Origin of the sequence: Algoriphagus confluentis (assembly GCF_036245625.1) — a bacterium.
In the GTDB taxonomy this organism is placed as follows: domain Bacteria; phylum Bacteroidota; class Bacteroidia; order Cytophagales; family Cyclobacteriaceae; genus Algoriphagus; species Algoriphagus confluentis.
In genome coordinates, this window is sequence record NZ_BTPD01000001.1 from 243,324 (window position 1) to 257,400 (window position 14,077).

A 14,077-nucleotide genomic window follows, 5' to 3' on the forward strand; every position below is an offset into this window, starting at 1 on the left:
TAAAGAAATTGACGTGTGGAATGCATTAAGTATTCGTTTCCGAACTCAAAAAAAACATTCAAACCCATGAACCTGAAAATCATCAACTCCTTTTTGCTCCTTTTCTTTGGAGTAGTCGGCTATGTTTCGGCACAGAAAGCTTCCTATTTGGGCACCCCAGCCCCAAAAGGTGCGAAAGTCTATTTGGACGGTACTGCCAAATCTTTACACAAAAACTGGAAATACTGGGAAGGTCCCCGATTCTCAGCAGAAATGCCCATCAAATGGGAGGAAGTTACCGATCCGGTGGATGGCAAGCCGGCTATTTCCTCCAATGACCCCTCCGGGGCAGGTGGCAAATACGGGGCAGCGGACATTGTGACTAAGGATGAATTCAGGGATTTTGAAGCTCATGTGGAGTTTTTGGTGAATAATGAAGGAGGAAACAGTGGAGTCTACCTTCAAAACCGATACGAAATCCAAATCCTGGATGGGGACTATGGACTCCATGGGATGGCTGCCGTGATCAACGAGCATTTACCTTCAGAAAAAGTATACAACGGAGTCGGCAAATGGAATGCCTACGATATCCAGTTCCGAGCCGCCCGATTTGAAAATGGGAAGCTGACCGAAAAGGCAAGAGTGACCGTCACTTTCAACGGAGTAAGAATACATGACAATGTGGTGATCCAGCAAGTTTGGGGCGGTCCCAATTCAGGGATCGATGGGGGAAATGACGGAGGAAAAGGAATCACCGACACCCCTGGAGGACTCAAACTTCAGGCGGAAGGACATGAGGTCCTCTACCGGAATATCTGGATCAAACCTTTGAAATGAAAGACAGGGGTTCATAAGGTTTTCAAACTATGACTTCCGTCCCCTTTTAGATCGGATAATTTAACTTTTGAATTTTGTTCCAAAAAACAGGTCACACTGAGCGGAGTCGAAGTGTGATCCAAAAAAAAACGGCGACCTGATTTGGGTCGCCGTTTTTGTTTGTTGACAAAGGGGAATTAAAACTCCTTCTTGTTGTTTTCCTGCTGCACATCCGCTAATCGCTTGGAAGGATCAATTTCCACAGATTTGATCGAGCTAAAAGGCTTGGAAAGGATCAAGGACTTGGTCAGATTAGTCCATGGCCAGGTTTCGGTATGAATTCTTGTGGGTGTGAAAGACTCCTGAGCTTTTTCACCTCTCATGATCACCAAAGGCAGGTAAATTGACTCTTGAGAACCATCTTTGTACGTAATCACCAAATCGATAGGCATAGGCATCAAGCCAATTCTTTCAAGAGTAATCTCTGTGTTGCTTCCGTTGGCTTTTACTTCTTTGACCGCATAATCAATCTTTTTGGTCGTGTAAACAAAGTACTCCTTGTACCAATCCAGCTCGATTCCGCTTTCCTTTTCCATCACCCGAATCAGGTCATTAACATTTGGATGCTTAAACTTCCAGGTATCCCAATACCGAAGCATGGCCCGGTCACGGACTTCTTCACCCAAAACATAGCCTAATTGAGCCAAGAAAACTGCCCCTTTGGAATAGGCTGCGGCACCATAGGCCTGATTGGTATGGTAGTGGTCTGAATGGGTAGACATGGGTTCTTCCAATCCTGATAGGGCCAATCTGTAATAGCCAGCATAAGATCCCCGCTGAGGATTGGCACTTGCCTGGAATATATTTGCCATGGCCAGATTGGTAGCATAAGAGGTAAAGCCCTCATCCATCCATGGATATAAGGACTCATTGGAAGCCAATACCCCGTGAAACCAGCTATGTGCCAGTTCGTGAACCATCACTCCTACCAAGCTGGGCAAAGAACGCTCTCCGGTCACCAAGGTGGACATGGCATACTCCATACCTCCGTCTCCACCTTGGACTACCGAAAATTGCTTGTAGGGATACTGTCCAAATTTTTCGGAAAGGAAGTTGATCGCTTTTGGGGTGAATTCCTTCAGTTTTTCCCAGTTTTCAGTGGTCTTTGGTCCAGGGATGTAAAAATGGTGAACGGTGATCCCGTTTTCCATTTCCACCTTGTCGTGCTTGTATTTGGGATCAGCACCCCACATGAAGTCATGGACTTTAGGTGCCACAAAATGCCAAGTCAGTGTATTTCCATTTGGAGCAGGAACGGTAACTCCCTCGTCCTCATATCCATGCCCGATTTCGTTGGGATTTTGCAAGTAGCCTGTGCCACCGAGTACATAGGTTTTGTCAATGGTGATTTTCACATCAAAATCTCCCCAAATCCCATAAAACTCTCTCCCGATGTAGGGATTGGCATGCCAGCCTTGCTCATCGTAATTGGCCATCTTGGGATACCACTGGGACATGGAGTAGCGTACCCCCTCATCACTGTCTCTTCCTGACCTTCTGATCTGCAAAGGAACTTGACCCTCAAACTCCATATCAAAGGTAACGGTGGTATTGGGCAGAATCGGCTCTGGAAGATTCACTTCCAGAATGGTTTCCACTTCTCTGAATTCCACGGGCTTCCCATTCATGGTCAAAGACTTGGCATGGAGATACCCTATTTCATCAGGTTTCAGCTTGGAAATCCGGTCTCCTACCCTTCTGTCCGGATCGGCAATAGTTCTAGATCGGACATCCATCATACTTCCCGGCTGGAAAGCATTGTAATACAGGTGATAAAAAACCCGGGTCAGGGTATCCGGAGAATTGTTGGTGTAAGCCAGCTTTTGCTTTCCCTGGTACTGATTGGTGTTGACATCCATGGCAACCTCCATCTTATAATCCACCGCCTGCTGAAAGCGCCCTGTCTGAGCGGAAAGCGGGTTGGCTATCACAAAAAGAAAAAGCCCCAACAAAGGCTTCACGAAAATCTTATGCATAAGGGTAAACTTTTTTTTCGAAAGAAAGGGAAAAGAAATCCCTTACCCAAACCATCAGTCAAATTTTGAATCTTCTCCAATAAGGTCATTCTTCCATTGAAATAAAATTCCAGAGACAATTCAAGCCTTTTTGATTTAATTGAAGGCAAGAAAACCATCAAATACCCTATGAAAAAAATCAGTTTATTGATTGTTCTGGCGCTGTTCAGCTTGGGAATCCAAGCCCAGCAGGTCAACATGGATTGGTTCAAGTCCATGAAAGCCAGAAGCATCGGTCCAGGTGCAATGAGCGGCAGAATCACAGCCATTGATGCCGTGGACGATAATCCATCCATTATTTATGCCGGGTCGGCTTCAGGCGGACTTTGGAAATCCACCTCCGGAGGAATCACCTGGGAGCCCATTTTCGACAACGAGAAGGTGCACTCTATCGGAGCTATTTCCATCTATCAGAAAAATCCAAATATCATCTGGGTAGGAACCGGCGAAGGCAATCCGAGAAACTCGCTCAACCTAGGCTATGGAGTCTATCGATCTCTGGATGCAGGTAAGACTTGGGAATTAATGGGATTGGAAAAAACCAGAGCCATTCACCGAATCATCGTTCATCCTGATGACCCCAATACCGTATTTGTAGGTGCCATCGGTTCACCTTGGGGTGAGCAGGAAGAAAGAGGCCTCTACAAAACTACAGACGGAGGAAAAACCTGGTCCAAAATCCTCTATATCGACACCAAAACTGGAGTCGGAGAAATGATCATGGATCCAAATAACCCAAACAAACTTTTTGTCAACATGTGGCAGCACAGAAGATACCCTTGGTTCTTTGAATCAGGAGGGGAATCTTCAGGTCTGTATGTGACCCATGATGGAGGTGAAAACTGGAAAAAACTTACAGCTGAGGAAAATGGCCTACCCAAAGGAAATCTGGGAAGAATGGGCTTGGCTATTTCCAAAGCCAACAGCAATAAGGTCTATGCTTTGATTGAATCCTCTAAAAATGCTTTGTATGTCTCAGAGGATGGAGGAGAAAAATTTTCTATGATCAATGATCAAGAGGAAATCGGCGACCGCCCTTTCTATTATTTCGAAATTTATGCCGATCCCAAAAACGAAAACCGGCTCTATACGCTTTACTCTAGAGTTGGGATGACCGAGGATGGAGGAAAATCCTTCACCCAGCTTTTGCAATATCAAGGAGTGCATCCTGACCATCATGCTTGGTACATCAATCCCAACGATCCCAAGCTGATGATCGATGGAAACGACGGAGGCTTAAACATCACTCGCGACGGAGGCAAGACTTGGTATTTTGCTGAAGGCATTCCTGTTGGGCAGTTTTATCACATCAATGTAGACAATGAGCTTCCTTACAATGTCTACGGAGGTATGCAGGACAACGGCTCCTGGACCGGTCCTGCTTATGTGTGGAGAGTGGACGGCATCCGAAACACGTATTGGCAGGAAGTTTCTTTCGGAGACGGCTTCGATGTTGTATCTCATCCGGCAGATTCCCGATACGGATACACCATGTCTCAGGGAGGAAATGTAAGTCGATTTGACAAGCTGACAGGTCACAACCGATTCATCAAACCGACTCATCCTGATAAAGACGTGTTCCTTCGGTTCAACTGGAATGCGGCCATTGCCCAGGATCCTCACGATGCAAATACGGTCTATTATGCCTCTCAATTCCTCCACAAATCCACGGATTCAGGTGAATCTTGGGAGGTCATTTCTCCGGACTTGACTACCAATGACTCCACCAAGCAAAGACAGCAGCAGACTGGAGGATTGACTTTTGACATCACCGGTGCCGAAAATCACACCACCATTCTGGCCATAGCTCCTTCCCCGGTGGACAAAAATGTAATCTGGGTGGGAACAGACGATGGCAACCTACAACTGACCACCGACGGAGGAAAGTCATGGACTAACTTGGCATCCAAACTTCCTGGATTGCCCAAGGCTTCTTGGATTCCTCAAGTACAGGCTTCCAAGTACAATGCAGGTGAAGTATGGGTGATTGCCAACAACTACCGAAACAACGACTTCAGTGCCTACGCGTACCATAGCGCTGATTACGGCAAAACGTTTACACGTATCGTGGATGACAACAAAGTCTGGGGCTATACCCTTTCTGTAGTTCAGGATACCGAAATTCCTGAGTTGGTATTCTTGGGCACAGAATACGGACTTTATGTTTCCTTTGACAAGGCCAAAACCTGGAACAAGTGGGAACATGGCTATCCAAAAGCTGTCTCCACCTATGATATGACCATTCAGGAAAGAGAGGCTGATTTGGTGATTGGTACCTTTGGCCGTGCGATCTATATTCTGGACGATATCCGACCATTGAGGGCTTTCGCCAAAAATGGTGGAAAAGCACCTTCGGGAAAAATCACAGCTTTTGAAGCACCGGATGCCTATCAGGCTGTAATTCAGCGGGCCCATGGGGAGCGATTTATGGCTGATGGAAAATATGCCGGAGAAAACAGAGAGTTTGGTGGAAGACTGAGCTTTTTCCTCAATGACGACAAGGAAAAACTGGATTCCGTTACTGTGAAAATATTCGATGCAGCTGGTGAGCAAATTCGCACCTTGAAGACGGTACCTGAAAAAGGGGTCAACCGAATTACTTGGAACCTCGACAGAAAATCGACCGCAGAGATGCCAGCCCGATCCGGAAGAAGATCCGGATTCTTTGAACCAAGTGGCGGAGATGCCCTTCCCGGTCTGTACAAGGCGGTATTCGAATATGGAGGAGAATCTTCTGAGACTTCCATCCAAGTGAATATGGACCCTAGAATTGACTATCAGTTGGCTGATTTGAAAGCAAAAGATGACTTCCTCAAAAAACTAGAGTCCTTGAATACCGAGGTGAGCCAATCCACCAAAAAGCTGGAGGATGCCCAGAAAGTAATTGACAAGGTCAATGCAATGATCAAAGATGTGGACACCGATGAAGCCAAGGCTTTGGCAGAAGCCACGAAGGAGATCAAAAAGAAGTTGGATAAAACCAGAGAAGCCTTCTACGGCCCTACCCGCGAAGGTCAGGGAATCGTGAGAAACCTTTATCCAACCACGATGACCAGACAATTTGCTCCTAGAAGCTATGTCAATTCCAGTTTTGGTGCACCGGGAAGCACAGAAGAGCGACTTTACAATCAGGCCAAAGAATCGGCTGATGAGGCCATGGCTATCGTTGATGCTTTCGTGAACGGAGACTGGAAAGCTTACGAAGAAAAAGTTAAAGCCACTCCTATCGACCTGTTTGAAGCAGTGAAAAATTAAAACCAACCTTAATCCTAAAAAAGCATCCGGATCGCTTCGGGTGCTTTTTTTTGTTTATTTAGAGTTACTTTGATGGAAAAGAATTTCCTGCGCGCATTTTCCAAGGAAAATCAAAAAGACTTCATTTCTCTTGATTAAAATCACCCTACAAAAGCCAGAACTTGAGCTACACCACTTCAAAAATATCCTGGAAAACCGCCGCAGGATTGGTCATTGCCAATATGATAGGCACCGGTGTTTTTACCAGCTTGGGTTTTCAGCTGGCCGAGGTCCAAAATACTTGGTCCATACTTATGCTTTGGATATTGGGAGGAGGTATGGCCTTGATCGGAGCCTTGGTTTATGCTGAATTGGGCACTCATTTTCGAAAGACGGGTGGGGATTACATTTTCCTATCCGAGACCATCCATCCTTCAATCGGGTATTTATATGCTTGGATTTCACTTACAGTAGGATTTTCAGCCCCTATTGCCATAGCAGCCATGGCGATGAACTTCTACCTCTCTCCCCTCTTTGGAGAGCAAATTTGGGTGGGTTTGTTTTTCCTTTTGGCAGTACCTCTGGCTCATATTTTTTCCATCAGTCGATCTGCCTGGATTCATGATTTACTCACCCTGGTAAAGATCTTTTTTGTACTGGCCTTGATCCTACTTGGAGTTTTATTCGCTTCCCGCGTGGAATCTTCTGCTTTACTTTTCTCTGACACATGGAAAAGTGAGCTCCTTCAGCCAGGATTTGCGGTTTCTCTGATTTATGTTTTCTACGCATACACAGGCTGGAATTCGGCTGCTTACATCACCGAGGAAGTGGAACAACCGGCCAAAAACCTCCCTAAAGCATTGATTTGGGCTACGATGTTTGTGATGGGAGTATATATTCTGCTTCAGTTGGTTCTGCTTCGACATGCCAGTTTGGAGCAACTTTCAGGACAGGTGCAGGTAGCAGATATTGCCTTTGGGAATCTTTTTGGTGCCAAAGGAGCTTTGTGGGTGAGCTTTTTTATTGCCGTCCAACTCATAGCCACCATTTCCGGATATAGCTGGGTAGGACCTAGAATCACCTATGCCATGGCCAAGGATTTCCGACTGTGGAAACCCCTTTCTAAACTTAATTCAGAAGGAATTCCCGTAAGGGCCATTTTCCTGAATACAGCAATCAGTCTTTTGCTTTTTCTCTCAGGATCCTTTGAGCAGGTAATGATCTATGCGGGATTTATCTTGCAGTTGATGGGAACGATCACTGTCTATTCTTCGCTGAGAATCAAAAAAGAAAACGGTTTTAAAACCCCATTCAAGCCGATTCCTCAATACATCTATCTGATTTTCAGTACGTCGGTTTTGATTTATCTGTTTTGGAGCAGGCCTTGGGAAAGTCTGGCAGGAATAGGAATCATGGTTTTGGGACTTTTGATTTTCCTGGCTGATCAACGTAAAAGTTAAGAATTTAGCTTTTTTCGTATCTCAATTGACCCAAAATAATCATGGTGGCAAAAAATGTCCAAGCCACGATCGGAAAGACAAAATAGGAAAGATTGGCGGAAAGATCCGAAACCATTCGGCCTACCCAAAGGGCAACCAAAATGACCAAAATATTTCCCCCTAAGCCAAATTTCAATGCTGAAATACCGGTGAGTTTTTCCAAACCTAGTGTGTAATAGGCATAAGAAGCACAAACCAACGCGAGAAAAACAACCATCAGAGCCAGCCTGTCTGCGTTAATCTGAAGCAATTCATACCTCAGGTACCCCAAGAGAAGGAACAAAAAGATCCAAACGATGGGAATCACAAATCCTGGCGGCTCAAACCAGAGCCTTTTTTTAGGCTCATTTCCCTCAAATCTCAACCCAAGGAAATACGCAGGAACATTGGTCAAAAAAAGAATTCCCAAAAGAAGAAGAAGGTTGGCAAAGAGGCTGTTCATTACCTTAAAGGTAAGGTAATAATTTTCATTTGTTTCCTTTATTCAACTTTCTATTGCAATTTTTTACTATTTCATCACGAATTTATCATTCTCCGATGATAGTTGATTTGACCCAAATGGTAATTGAAATGACCATATAGATGAACAAGGAAGTAGCCCTGAGTCATTTCATAACCAAAAAATCGATGAGGTGATATTTTTTCCAGCTCCTGAGGATTCAAGTTGGTCAGCGAGCGATCCATGATTCCCTTGACCAGATCGATTTCCTCCAAAAGTTCTATTCTTGGAATATTTTTGGCTCCAAACTCCCGCTCTCGGTCTCTTTGGTAAGGAGTCTTTCCCATGTCCGAGCCGATAAAAGCCCGGAGATTACCCAAGAGATGCAGGGTGAGATTTCCTCCTGAATTGCTTGTTCCGGGCACGATAACCCATAGATCTTCCTCCATTTGATAAGCCTCCACTTCTTTTTTCAATCGATCCAAATCCCTCTGAAACAATAAGTTAATATCTTTTGTCTCCATTATTGATTGAGATATTTTTGATAGGCATTAGCCAGCTTGACATCGTACTTGTTGACATGATAGCTTGGACCGTTATAGCATTTGGCAAACTTAGCCCAGTCTTTGGTTTTGAGATGAGCGAGGCATCCAAAGACAGAAAGGTATTTGCCAAAGGCTTCCAGCTGATTCCGCTCGTGGACGTACATTTCATCCACAAAACTTTGCACCGATGCATAACCTAGTTTTTCGGCATGAAAACCCATAATTTGGTAACTCCCCCAAGAAGCCGAAGCCAAGGCTGCCTCTCTTACTTTAGGATCTAAAAGTAACTTGGCGGCTTTTTCCAACCGATCGTATTCTCTGGGGCCTCCAACATAGTGGGAACGGGTCCATTTGGAATAGAGAATGTCTGCATTGGAAGCATTGGAAAGCGAAGTAGGATCGATCCCTCTGTCTCTCAGCTGTCTCCAAAAAATATGACCTTCAAAGAGAATTTTCGGTCGTCCATCCACAAAAAAGCCCTTTCCGCTGCTTTCCACTTCATTTACCGCTTTGACTGCTGCCAGTTCCAATTGAAACTTGGCGGCAAAGTCGATCAAGTCCTGTTCGCCAAGGAACTTGTCTTCCAACTTTTTGGCAGGCTTGGTTTTTTCCATGAGGACAGTCCAGGACTTGACTCCTACCTTTCCATCATCTACCAATCCGTTTTTCCTTTGAAAGTCTTTCACCGCTGCCTCGGTCATCTGACCAAAATAGCCTGTACCCGGAATCTGGTAACCCAGCTTATTGAGTAATTCCTGAAGGTAGGAGACAAACTCTCCTCTTGATCTGTATTTAAGTGTTTGCATGGGATTTTTGGTTTGATGAAAAAAAGAAAAGTACTCCAATTTACCTGAAGTACTTTACAAATCTGCAAACAATTCCCTGTAAGTCAGGAATCAATTACATTTTTTCTATTCCCAAAACGACTGGATTTTGATTCAGACTTTGGTGATTCTACCTGAGAAATGGATGCACTTGGAGTAGGTTGTCTTGGGGCTTTTTCTTCATGGCTTCCTTCCGGCTTTGGACCTTTGGAGCCTTTATTGAAGGGTTTTTTCTTCTTGTTTTTCTTGAAGGACTTACCCGAGTCTCCTGAGGATTTGGGACTGTCACCTGAATAAACAGGCCCTTCACCCAACTCTTCAGGAAGAGGTATTTGGGTGACTTGCATACCGATCAACTTTTCTATCCTCACAAATTTGTGCTGATCCTTTGGGTTCACAAAGGTGATGGCTTCACCTTCCTTGTCTGCACGTGCGGTACGCCCTACCCGGTGAACGTAATCTTCCGGATCGCTTGGAGTATCGTAATTGATCACCAATTCAATCCCGACCACATCAATGCCTCTGGAAATGATGTCTGTACCCACCAGAATTTTGACCATTTTGTTTTTGAAGGCAGACATGATTTTCTCACGCTCCACTTGGTCCAAATCAGAGTGAAAGGCCTCTACATCAAAGCCTTTGCGCAGTACTTTGTAGAGCGCTTTTACCTTTTCCTTGGTCGAAGCAAAAATAATGACCGCCTCGTAGGCCTTTTGGGAAAGGATTTGTCGAACCAAGTCCTCCTTTTGGGTGTCATAGACCGAATACATGGATTGGGTGACCCCTTCGGCTGTTTTGCCGATGGCTATGGATATTTCTTCCGGTTGGTTTAGAATTTTCATGCTAAACTGCCGGATTTTTGGCGGCATGGTAGCCGAAAAAAGAACCGTCTGCCGCTGGGTAGGCAAGTAATTGACGATCTTGAGAATATCCTCGGAGAATCCCATATCCATCATCCGGTCAGCTTCGTCCAAGACGAGATGCTCCAGGGAAGAAAGGTCGATTTTTCCTCCGGCCAAAAGAGCTATCAATCTTCCAGGGGTAGCTACCACGATTTCAGCCCCGGTCTCCAAAGCACGTTTTTGCTGTTCCCATACCACTCCGTCTCCTCCACCATAGATCGGGATGGAGCTGATTCCCAGGAAGTAGGCAAAACCCTGAATCTGTTGATCAATCTGCAAAGCCAATTCTCGGGTTGGCGCCAGAATAAGGGTATTCAGACTGCTGGAGCCCGATTTGGAAATTTTGTTTAGGATAGGAAGAATAAAAGCAGCCGTTTTTCCGGTACCGGTTTGTGCACAGGCTATCAGATCTTTGCCTTGCAAAATGACCGGAATAGCTTTTTCCTGAATGGGGGTGGGCTGTTCAAAACCCATCGCATCGAGGCCATCCTGAAGATTTTCCTCGAATTCAAATGATTTAAAATTCAATGTTTGGTGATTTTATAAAAGAAGCTGGCAATAAGGCCAAGCCGTTCAAATATAAGACCTTAAACGATAGAAAACGAATTTTGCCGATGAGCTGCGCCAAATTGAAGTCAAACCCAAATCATTTCGCATGATTGAATAGTTTAGCTTATATTCCCCTATCCAAAGAAATTTGAATTCATGTACTGTCCCAAGCCCCGAGTATTCTTCCTCCTTTCACTTATCCTATCCTTACCCCTACTGACTTGGGGTCAAAATTTTTCCATCAAGGGAAGACTAATCGACTCCCAAACTGAAGAAACGCTGGGAGGTGCCTCTGTTGTCCTAAGAAACACTCCCATGGGGATACAGAGCAATTCAGCAGGCGGATTTGTCCTTGAAAACGTGCAGGCAGAGAAATACACCTTGGCAATCAGTTTACCTGGGTACAATATTCAGGAAAGAATCCTTGTTCTGGACAAAGACTTGGATCTGGGAGTCATCCGCATGGTCAAATTTGGCAGCGAGGGCACTGGAGCAGCTTTGCAAAAGACCATTCGCTCTGCCAATGTGAGTCGCTTATTGGTAGAGAGGCCCAATTTCATCGGAGGCAATATGTTTTATGGCATTCCGCCCGAACCTAAAGAAGTGGTAGGCAATTTTTATCTCGATACCAAATGGAATCTTGCCTCTATCCTACTCTATCGCGAACAGCAAGTCCTGGAAGGATTCCGGGTGAGGTACAATATCAATTCCAACATGTTTGAACTGATGGAGCCGGAAAACAACTTGGTCTCCGTGATGCCCGGCTTGAGAATTCAGAATATCGTCTGGATGGATAGTGCATACAAAGTACCAAGGTACTTTGTGAATGGAATGGACTTCAAGGAGGATGGAGCACCGATATCCGGTTTCTTTGAAGTTTTGGTGGAAGGCAAACTTCCTCTGATGAGAAGAACCAAGGCTATTTTCAAAGAGTCCAATTACAATACTGCATTAATGGTAGGCAATAGGAATGATGAAATCATCAAAAGAAATGTCTATTACTATCTGAAAGGAAAAGACTTATACGAAGTCCCCAAGAAAAGAAAAGACCTCTTTCAGATATTTGGAGAACAAGCCGGAGAAATGGAAAAATTTACTGAAGACAACTTACTCAACATCAAAGAGAAAGGCAGTATTTTTCAGCTTTTCACGCATTACAATGCCCAATATCCAGGCTTTGTCCCGATCATGACTCAGCTCCTCGATGAGTCGGATTAGAAGGCCATCAAAGCCAATAGAATTGGGGTTCTAGCCCGGGATTCCAATTTCTCCTGAGTAAAAACAGAACACCCAAAGCAAATCAACACCTAACCTTATGAAACAACTCTACCTATGGGCACTATGCTGTCTGCCTTGGATGAGCCAAGCACAGAATCTCCCGGGAATGGCTCCCGGATCCACACCCAATGACAAGCCCATCCTTCATGGAAAAAACTGGGTAGCCATCACCGGAAAACCCCTAGCTGCGACTGCAGGAGCCGCTATCTTTCATCAAGGAGGAAACGCGGTGGATGCAGCATGTGCGATGATTGCGGCGACCTCTACCATGTGGGATGTACTCTCTTGGGGTGGTGAGACGCAAGCGCTCATCTACCATCCCCTAGAGAAAAAAGTCATCGCCATCAATGCCATGGGCTACGCTCCTACAGGGGCAACGGTGGATTTCTACAAATCCCAAGGGATGGATTACCCTCCAAAGTTTGGTCCTTTGGCAGCTACGACGCCGGGGACTCCCGGAGGTATTATGACTATGCTTGCTGAATACGGTACGCTGAGTCTGGAGCAGGTCCTCGCCCCCTCCATGCAATTGGCACAAGGCTATCCCATCGAAGCACAGACTGCCAATGCCATAGAATCCGGCAAAGGAAGGATAAAAGAATGGCCTTATTCCAAAAAAGTATTTTTACCCCACTTGGGAGAAGAAAGAGAAGGACCTTCTCCCGGAGAAATTTTTGTCCAAGAAGATCTTTACCAAACCCTTTCCAAGCTGGTCGAAGCGGAAAGAGCTGCGCTAAAAGCCGGAAAATCCAGAAAGGAGGCCATTTATGCTGCCTATGACCGATTTTACAAAGGAGACATCGCCAAAGAAATCGTAAGAGGAACCCGGGAACAGGGAGGCTTATTCACGGAAGCCGACCTTGCCAACTGGAAGGTGAAAATCGAGGAGCCTCTGCATGTAAACTACAAAGGAATCGACGTGTACAAGCTTAAGGAATGGACTCAAGGTCCGGCTTTGCTACAATCCCTAAATATTTTGGAAAACTTTGATCTAAAATCCATGGGGTACAATTCCGGGGAATATATCAATACCCTCTACCAGGCCATGAGCTTGGCTTTCGCAGACCGGGATTTTTACTATGGTGATCCGGCTTACGTAAAATCGCCTATGAAAGGCCTGCTTTCCAAAGAATACGCCAGGGAAAGAGCTAAGCTCATCGGGGAAAAGAACGACCCAAAAATCACGGCTGGCGATCCTTATCCATTTCAGGGAGAAACCAATCCCTACCTGGATATCCTAAACAAAAACAAGGAAAAAATCGCGGCTTTAGACCCTTCACAAGCTAATTCGACCCTTGATGAAACCTTCTTATCCGCATTCCAGAGCGGAACCACTTCCGTGGAAGCAGCAGATGCGGATGGATGGGTAGTTTCCGTCACACCCAGCGGAGGATGGATTCCCGCTGTCATTGCCGGAAACACCGGCGTGGGGCTTTCTCAGCGCATGCAGAGCTTCGTTTTGGATGAAAACCTGAATCCTTTCAACCTTCCCGAACCGGGAAAAAGACCAAGAGTCACCCTCACACCTAGCTTAGCACTGAAAGACGGAAAACCCTTCTTGGCCTTTGCCGTGCAGGGTGGAGATTCTCAGGATCAAAACCTGCTCCAGCTGTTTTTGAATATTGTGGAGTTTGGAATGGATGTGCAGGAAGCTAGCGAAGCTGCCAACTTCAATACCTATCAGATGCAGAGCAGCTTTGGGGACCACGAGATCAAACCCGGGGCAATTACTCTAAGGGAAGATACTCCCGAATGGATTCTAAAGGATTTGCTAAGACGGGGCTACAAAATGGATTTTTGGCCAAAAACCTCCGGACCGATCAATGCCATCTGGTTTGACTGGAAGCATGGCACCTTCTGGGGAGGATCCAGTAACTATGGGGATGACTATGGAATAGCCTGGTAAATGCCCATAAATCAAAAGAGGAGCAGATGTG

General features: G+C 45.4%; 10 protein-coding genes. 5 read left to right on the forward strand and 5 right to left on the reverse strand.

Going from position 1 to position 14,077, the window contains the following annotated elements:
* The first annotated feature begins 66 nt into the window (after positions 1 to 66).
* Entirely contained in the window at positions 67 to 816 is a 750-nt protein-coding gene (locus AAA943_RS01090; RefSeq protein WP_338222394.1) for a 3-keto-disaccharide hydrolase, read from the forward strand.
* A gap of 176 nt (positions 817 to 992) precedes the next feature.
* Here the strand turns inward: AAA943_RS01090 and AAA943_RS01095 are convergent, their stop codons facing one another.
* Positions 993 to 2,831, reverse strand: coding sequence for a M1 family metallopeptidase (locus AAA943_RS01095; RefSeq protein WP_338222395.1), 1,839 nt, complete (start codon positions 2,829 to 2,831; stop codon positions 993 to 995).
* A gap of 168 nt (positions 2,832 to 2,999) precedes the next feature.
* Between AAA943_RS01095 and AAA943_RS01100 the strand changes: the two genes are divergently transcribed.
* Positions 3,000 to 6,125, forward strand: a complete 3,126-nt coding sequence (locus tag AAA943_RS01100) for a WD40/YVTN/BNR-like repeat-containing protein (RefSeq protein WP_338222396.1) — start codon at positions 3,000 to 3,002, stop codon at positions 6,123 to 6,125.
* A gap of 161 nt (positions 6,126 to 6,286) precedes the next feature.
* On the forward strand, positions 6,287 to 7,564 hold the full coding sequence (locus tag AAA943_RS01105) for an APC family permease (RefSeq protein ID WP_338222397.1): 1,278 nt from the start codon (positions 6,287 to 6,289) through the stop codon (positions 7,562 to 7,564).
* Positions 7,565 to 7,568: 4 nt separating this feature from the next.
* Here the strand turns inward: AAA943_RS01105 and AAA943_RS01110 are convergent, their stop codons facing one another.
* The 4 genes from AAA943_RS01110 to AAA943_RS01125 all read right to left on the reverse strand — a co-directional run bounded on the left by AAA943_RS01110 (position 7,569) and on the right by AAA943_RS01125 (position 10,841).
* On the reverse strand, positions 7,569 to 8,045 hold the full coding sequence (locus AAA943_RS01110) for a TspO/MBR family protein (protein WP_338222398.1): 477 nt from the start codon (positions 8,043 to 8,045) through the stop codon (positions 7,569 to 7,571).
* A gap of 74 nt (positions 8,046 to 8,119) precedes the next feature.
* The gene (locus AAA943_RS01115) at positions 8,120 to 8,566 is read right to left on the reverse strand and encodes a DUF1572 family protein (RefSeq protein WP_338222399.1); all 447 of its coding nucleotides are present in this window, start codon (positions 8,564 to 8,566) and stop codon (positions 8,120 to 8,122) included.
* On the reverse strand, positions 8,566 to 9,393 hold the full coding sequence (locus AAA943_RS01120) for an N-acetylmuramidase domain-containing protein (protein ID WP_338222400.1): 828 nt from the start codon (positions 9,391 to 9,393) through the stop codon (positions 8,566 to 8,568). The genes AAA943_RS01115 and AAA943_RS01120 overlap by 1 nt, the downstream gene beginning before the upstream one ends.
* A gap of 83 nt (positions 9,394 to 9,476) precedes the next feature.
* The gene (locus tag AAA943_RS01125) at positions 9,477 to 10,841 is read right to left on the reverse strand and encodes a DEAD/DEAH box helicase (RefSeq protein WP_338222401.1); all 1,365 of its coding nucleotides are present in this window, start codon (positions 10,839 to 10,841) and stop codon (positions 9,477 to 9,479) included.
* Positions 10,842 to 11,018: 177 nt separating this feature from the next.
* Between AAA943_RS01125 and AAA943_RS01130 the strand changes: the two genes are divergently transcribed.
* Both AAA943_RS01130 and AAA943_RS01135 read left to right on the forward strand, forming a co-directional pair.
* The gene (locus AAA943_RS01130) at positions 11,019 to 12,080 is read left to right on the forward strand and encodes a carboxypeptidase-like regulatory domain-containing protein (RefSeq protein WP_338222402.1); all 1,062 of its coding nucleotides are present in this window, start codon (positions 11,019 to 11,021) and stop codon (positions 12,078 to 12,080) included.
* 97 nt (positions 12,081 to 12,177) lie between these two features.
* Positions 12,178 to 14,046, forward strand: coding sequence for a gamma-glutamyltransferase family protein (locus AAA943_RS01135; protein ID WP_420915576.1), 1,869 nt, complete (start codon positions 12,178 to 12,180; stop codon positions 14,044 to 14,046).
* Positions 14,047 to 14,077 lie beyond the last annotated feature (31 nt).

What these genes read in the sequence shown, in the direction of transcription:
- AAA943_RS01100 (WP_338222396.1), top strand. Translation starts at nt 3,000, where the DNA reads ATGAAAAAAATCAGTTTATTGATTGTTCTGGCGCTGTTCAGCTTGGGA.
- AAA943_RS01120 (WP_338222400.1), bottom strand. Translation starts at nt 9,393, where the DNA reads ATGCAAACACTTAAATACAGATCAAGAGGAGAGTTTGTCTCCTACCTT.
- AAA943_RS01090 (WP_338222394.1), top strand. Translation starts at nt 67, where the DNA reads ATGAACCTGAAAATCATCAACTCCTTTTTGCTCCTTTTCTTTGGAGTA.
- AAA943_RS01130 (WP_338222402.1), top strand. Translation starts at nt 11,019, where the DNA reads ATGTACTGTCCCAAGCCCCGAGTATTCTTCCTCCTTTCACTTATCCTA.
- AAA943_RS01135 (WP_420915576.1), top strand. Translation starts at nt 12,178, where the DNA reads ATGAAACAACTCTACCTATGGGCACTATGCTGTCTGCCTTGGATGAGC.
- AAA943_RS01115 (WP_338222399.1), bottom strand. Translation starts at nt 8,566, where the DNA reads ATGGAGACAAAAGATATTAACTTATTGTTTCAGAGGGATTTGGATCGA.
- AAA943_RS01110 (WP_338222398.1), bottom strand. Translation starts at nt 8,045, where the DNA reads ATGAACAGCCTCTTTGCCAACCTTCTTCTTCTTTTGGGAATTCTTTTT.
- AAA943_RS01095 (WP_338222395.1), bottom strand. Translation starts at nt 2,831, where the DNA reads ATGCATAAGATTTTCGTGAAGCCTTTGTTGGGGCTTTTTCTTTTTGTG.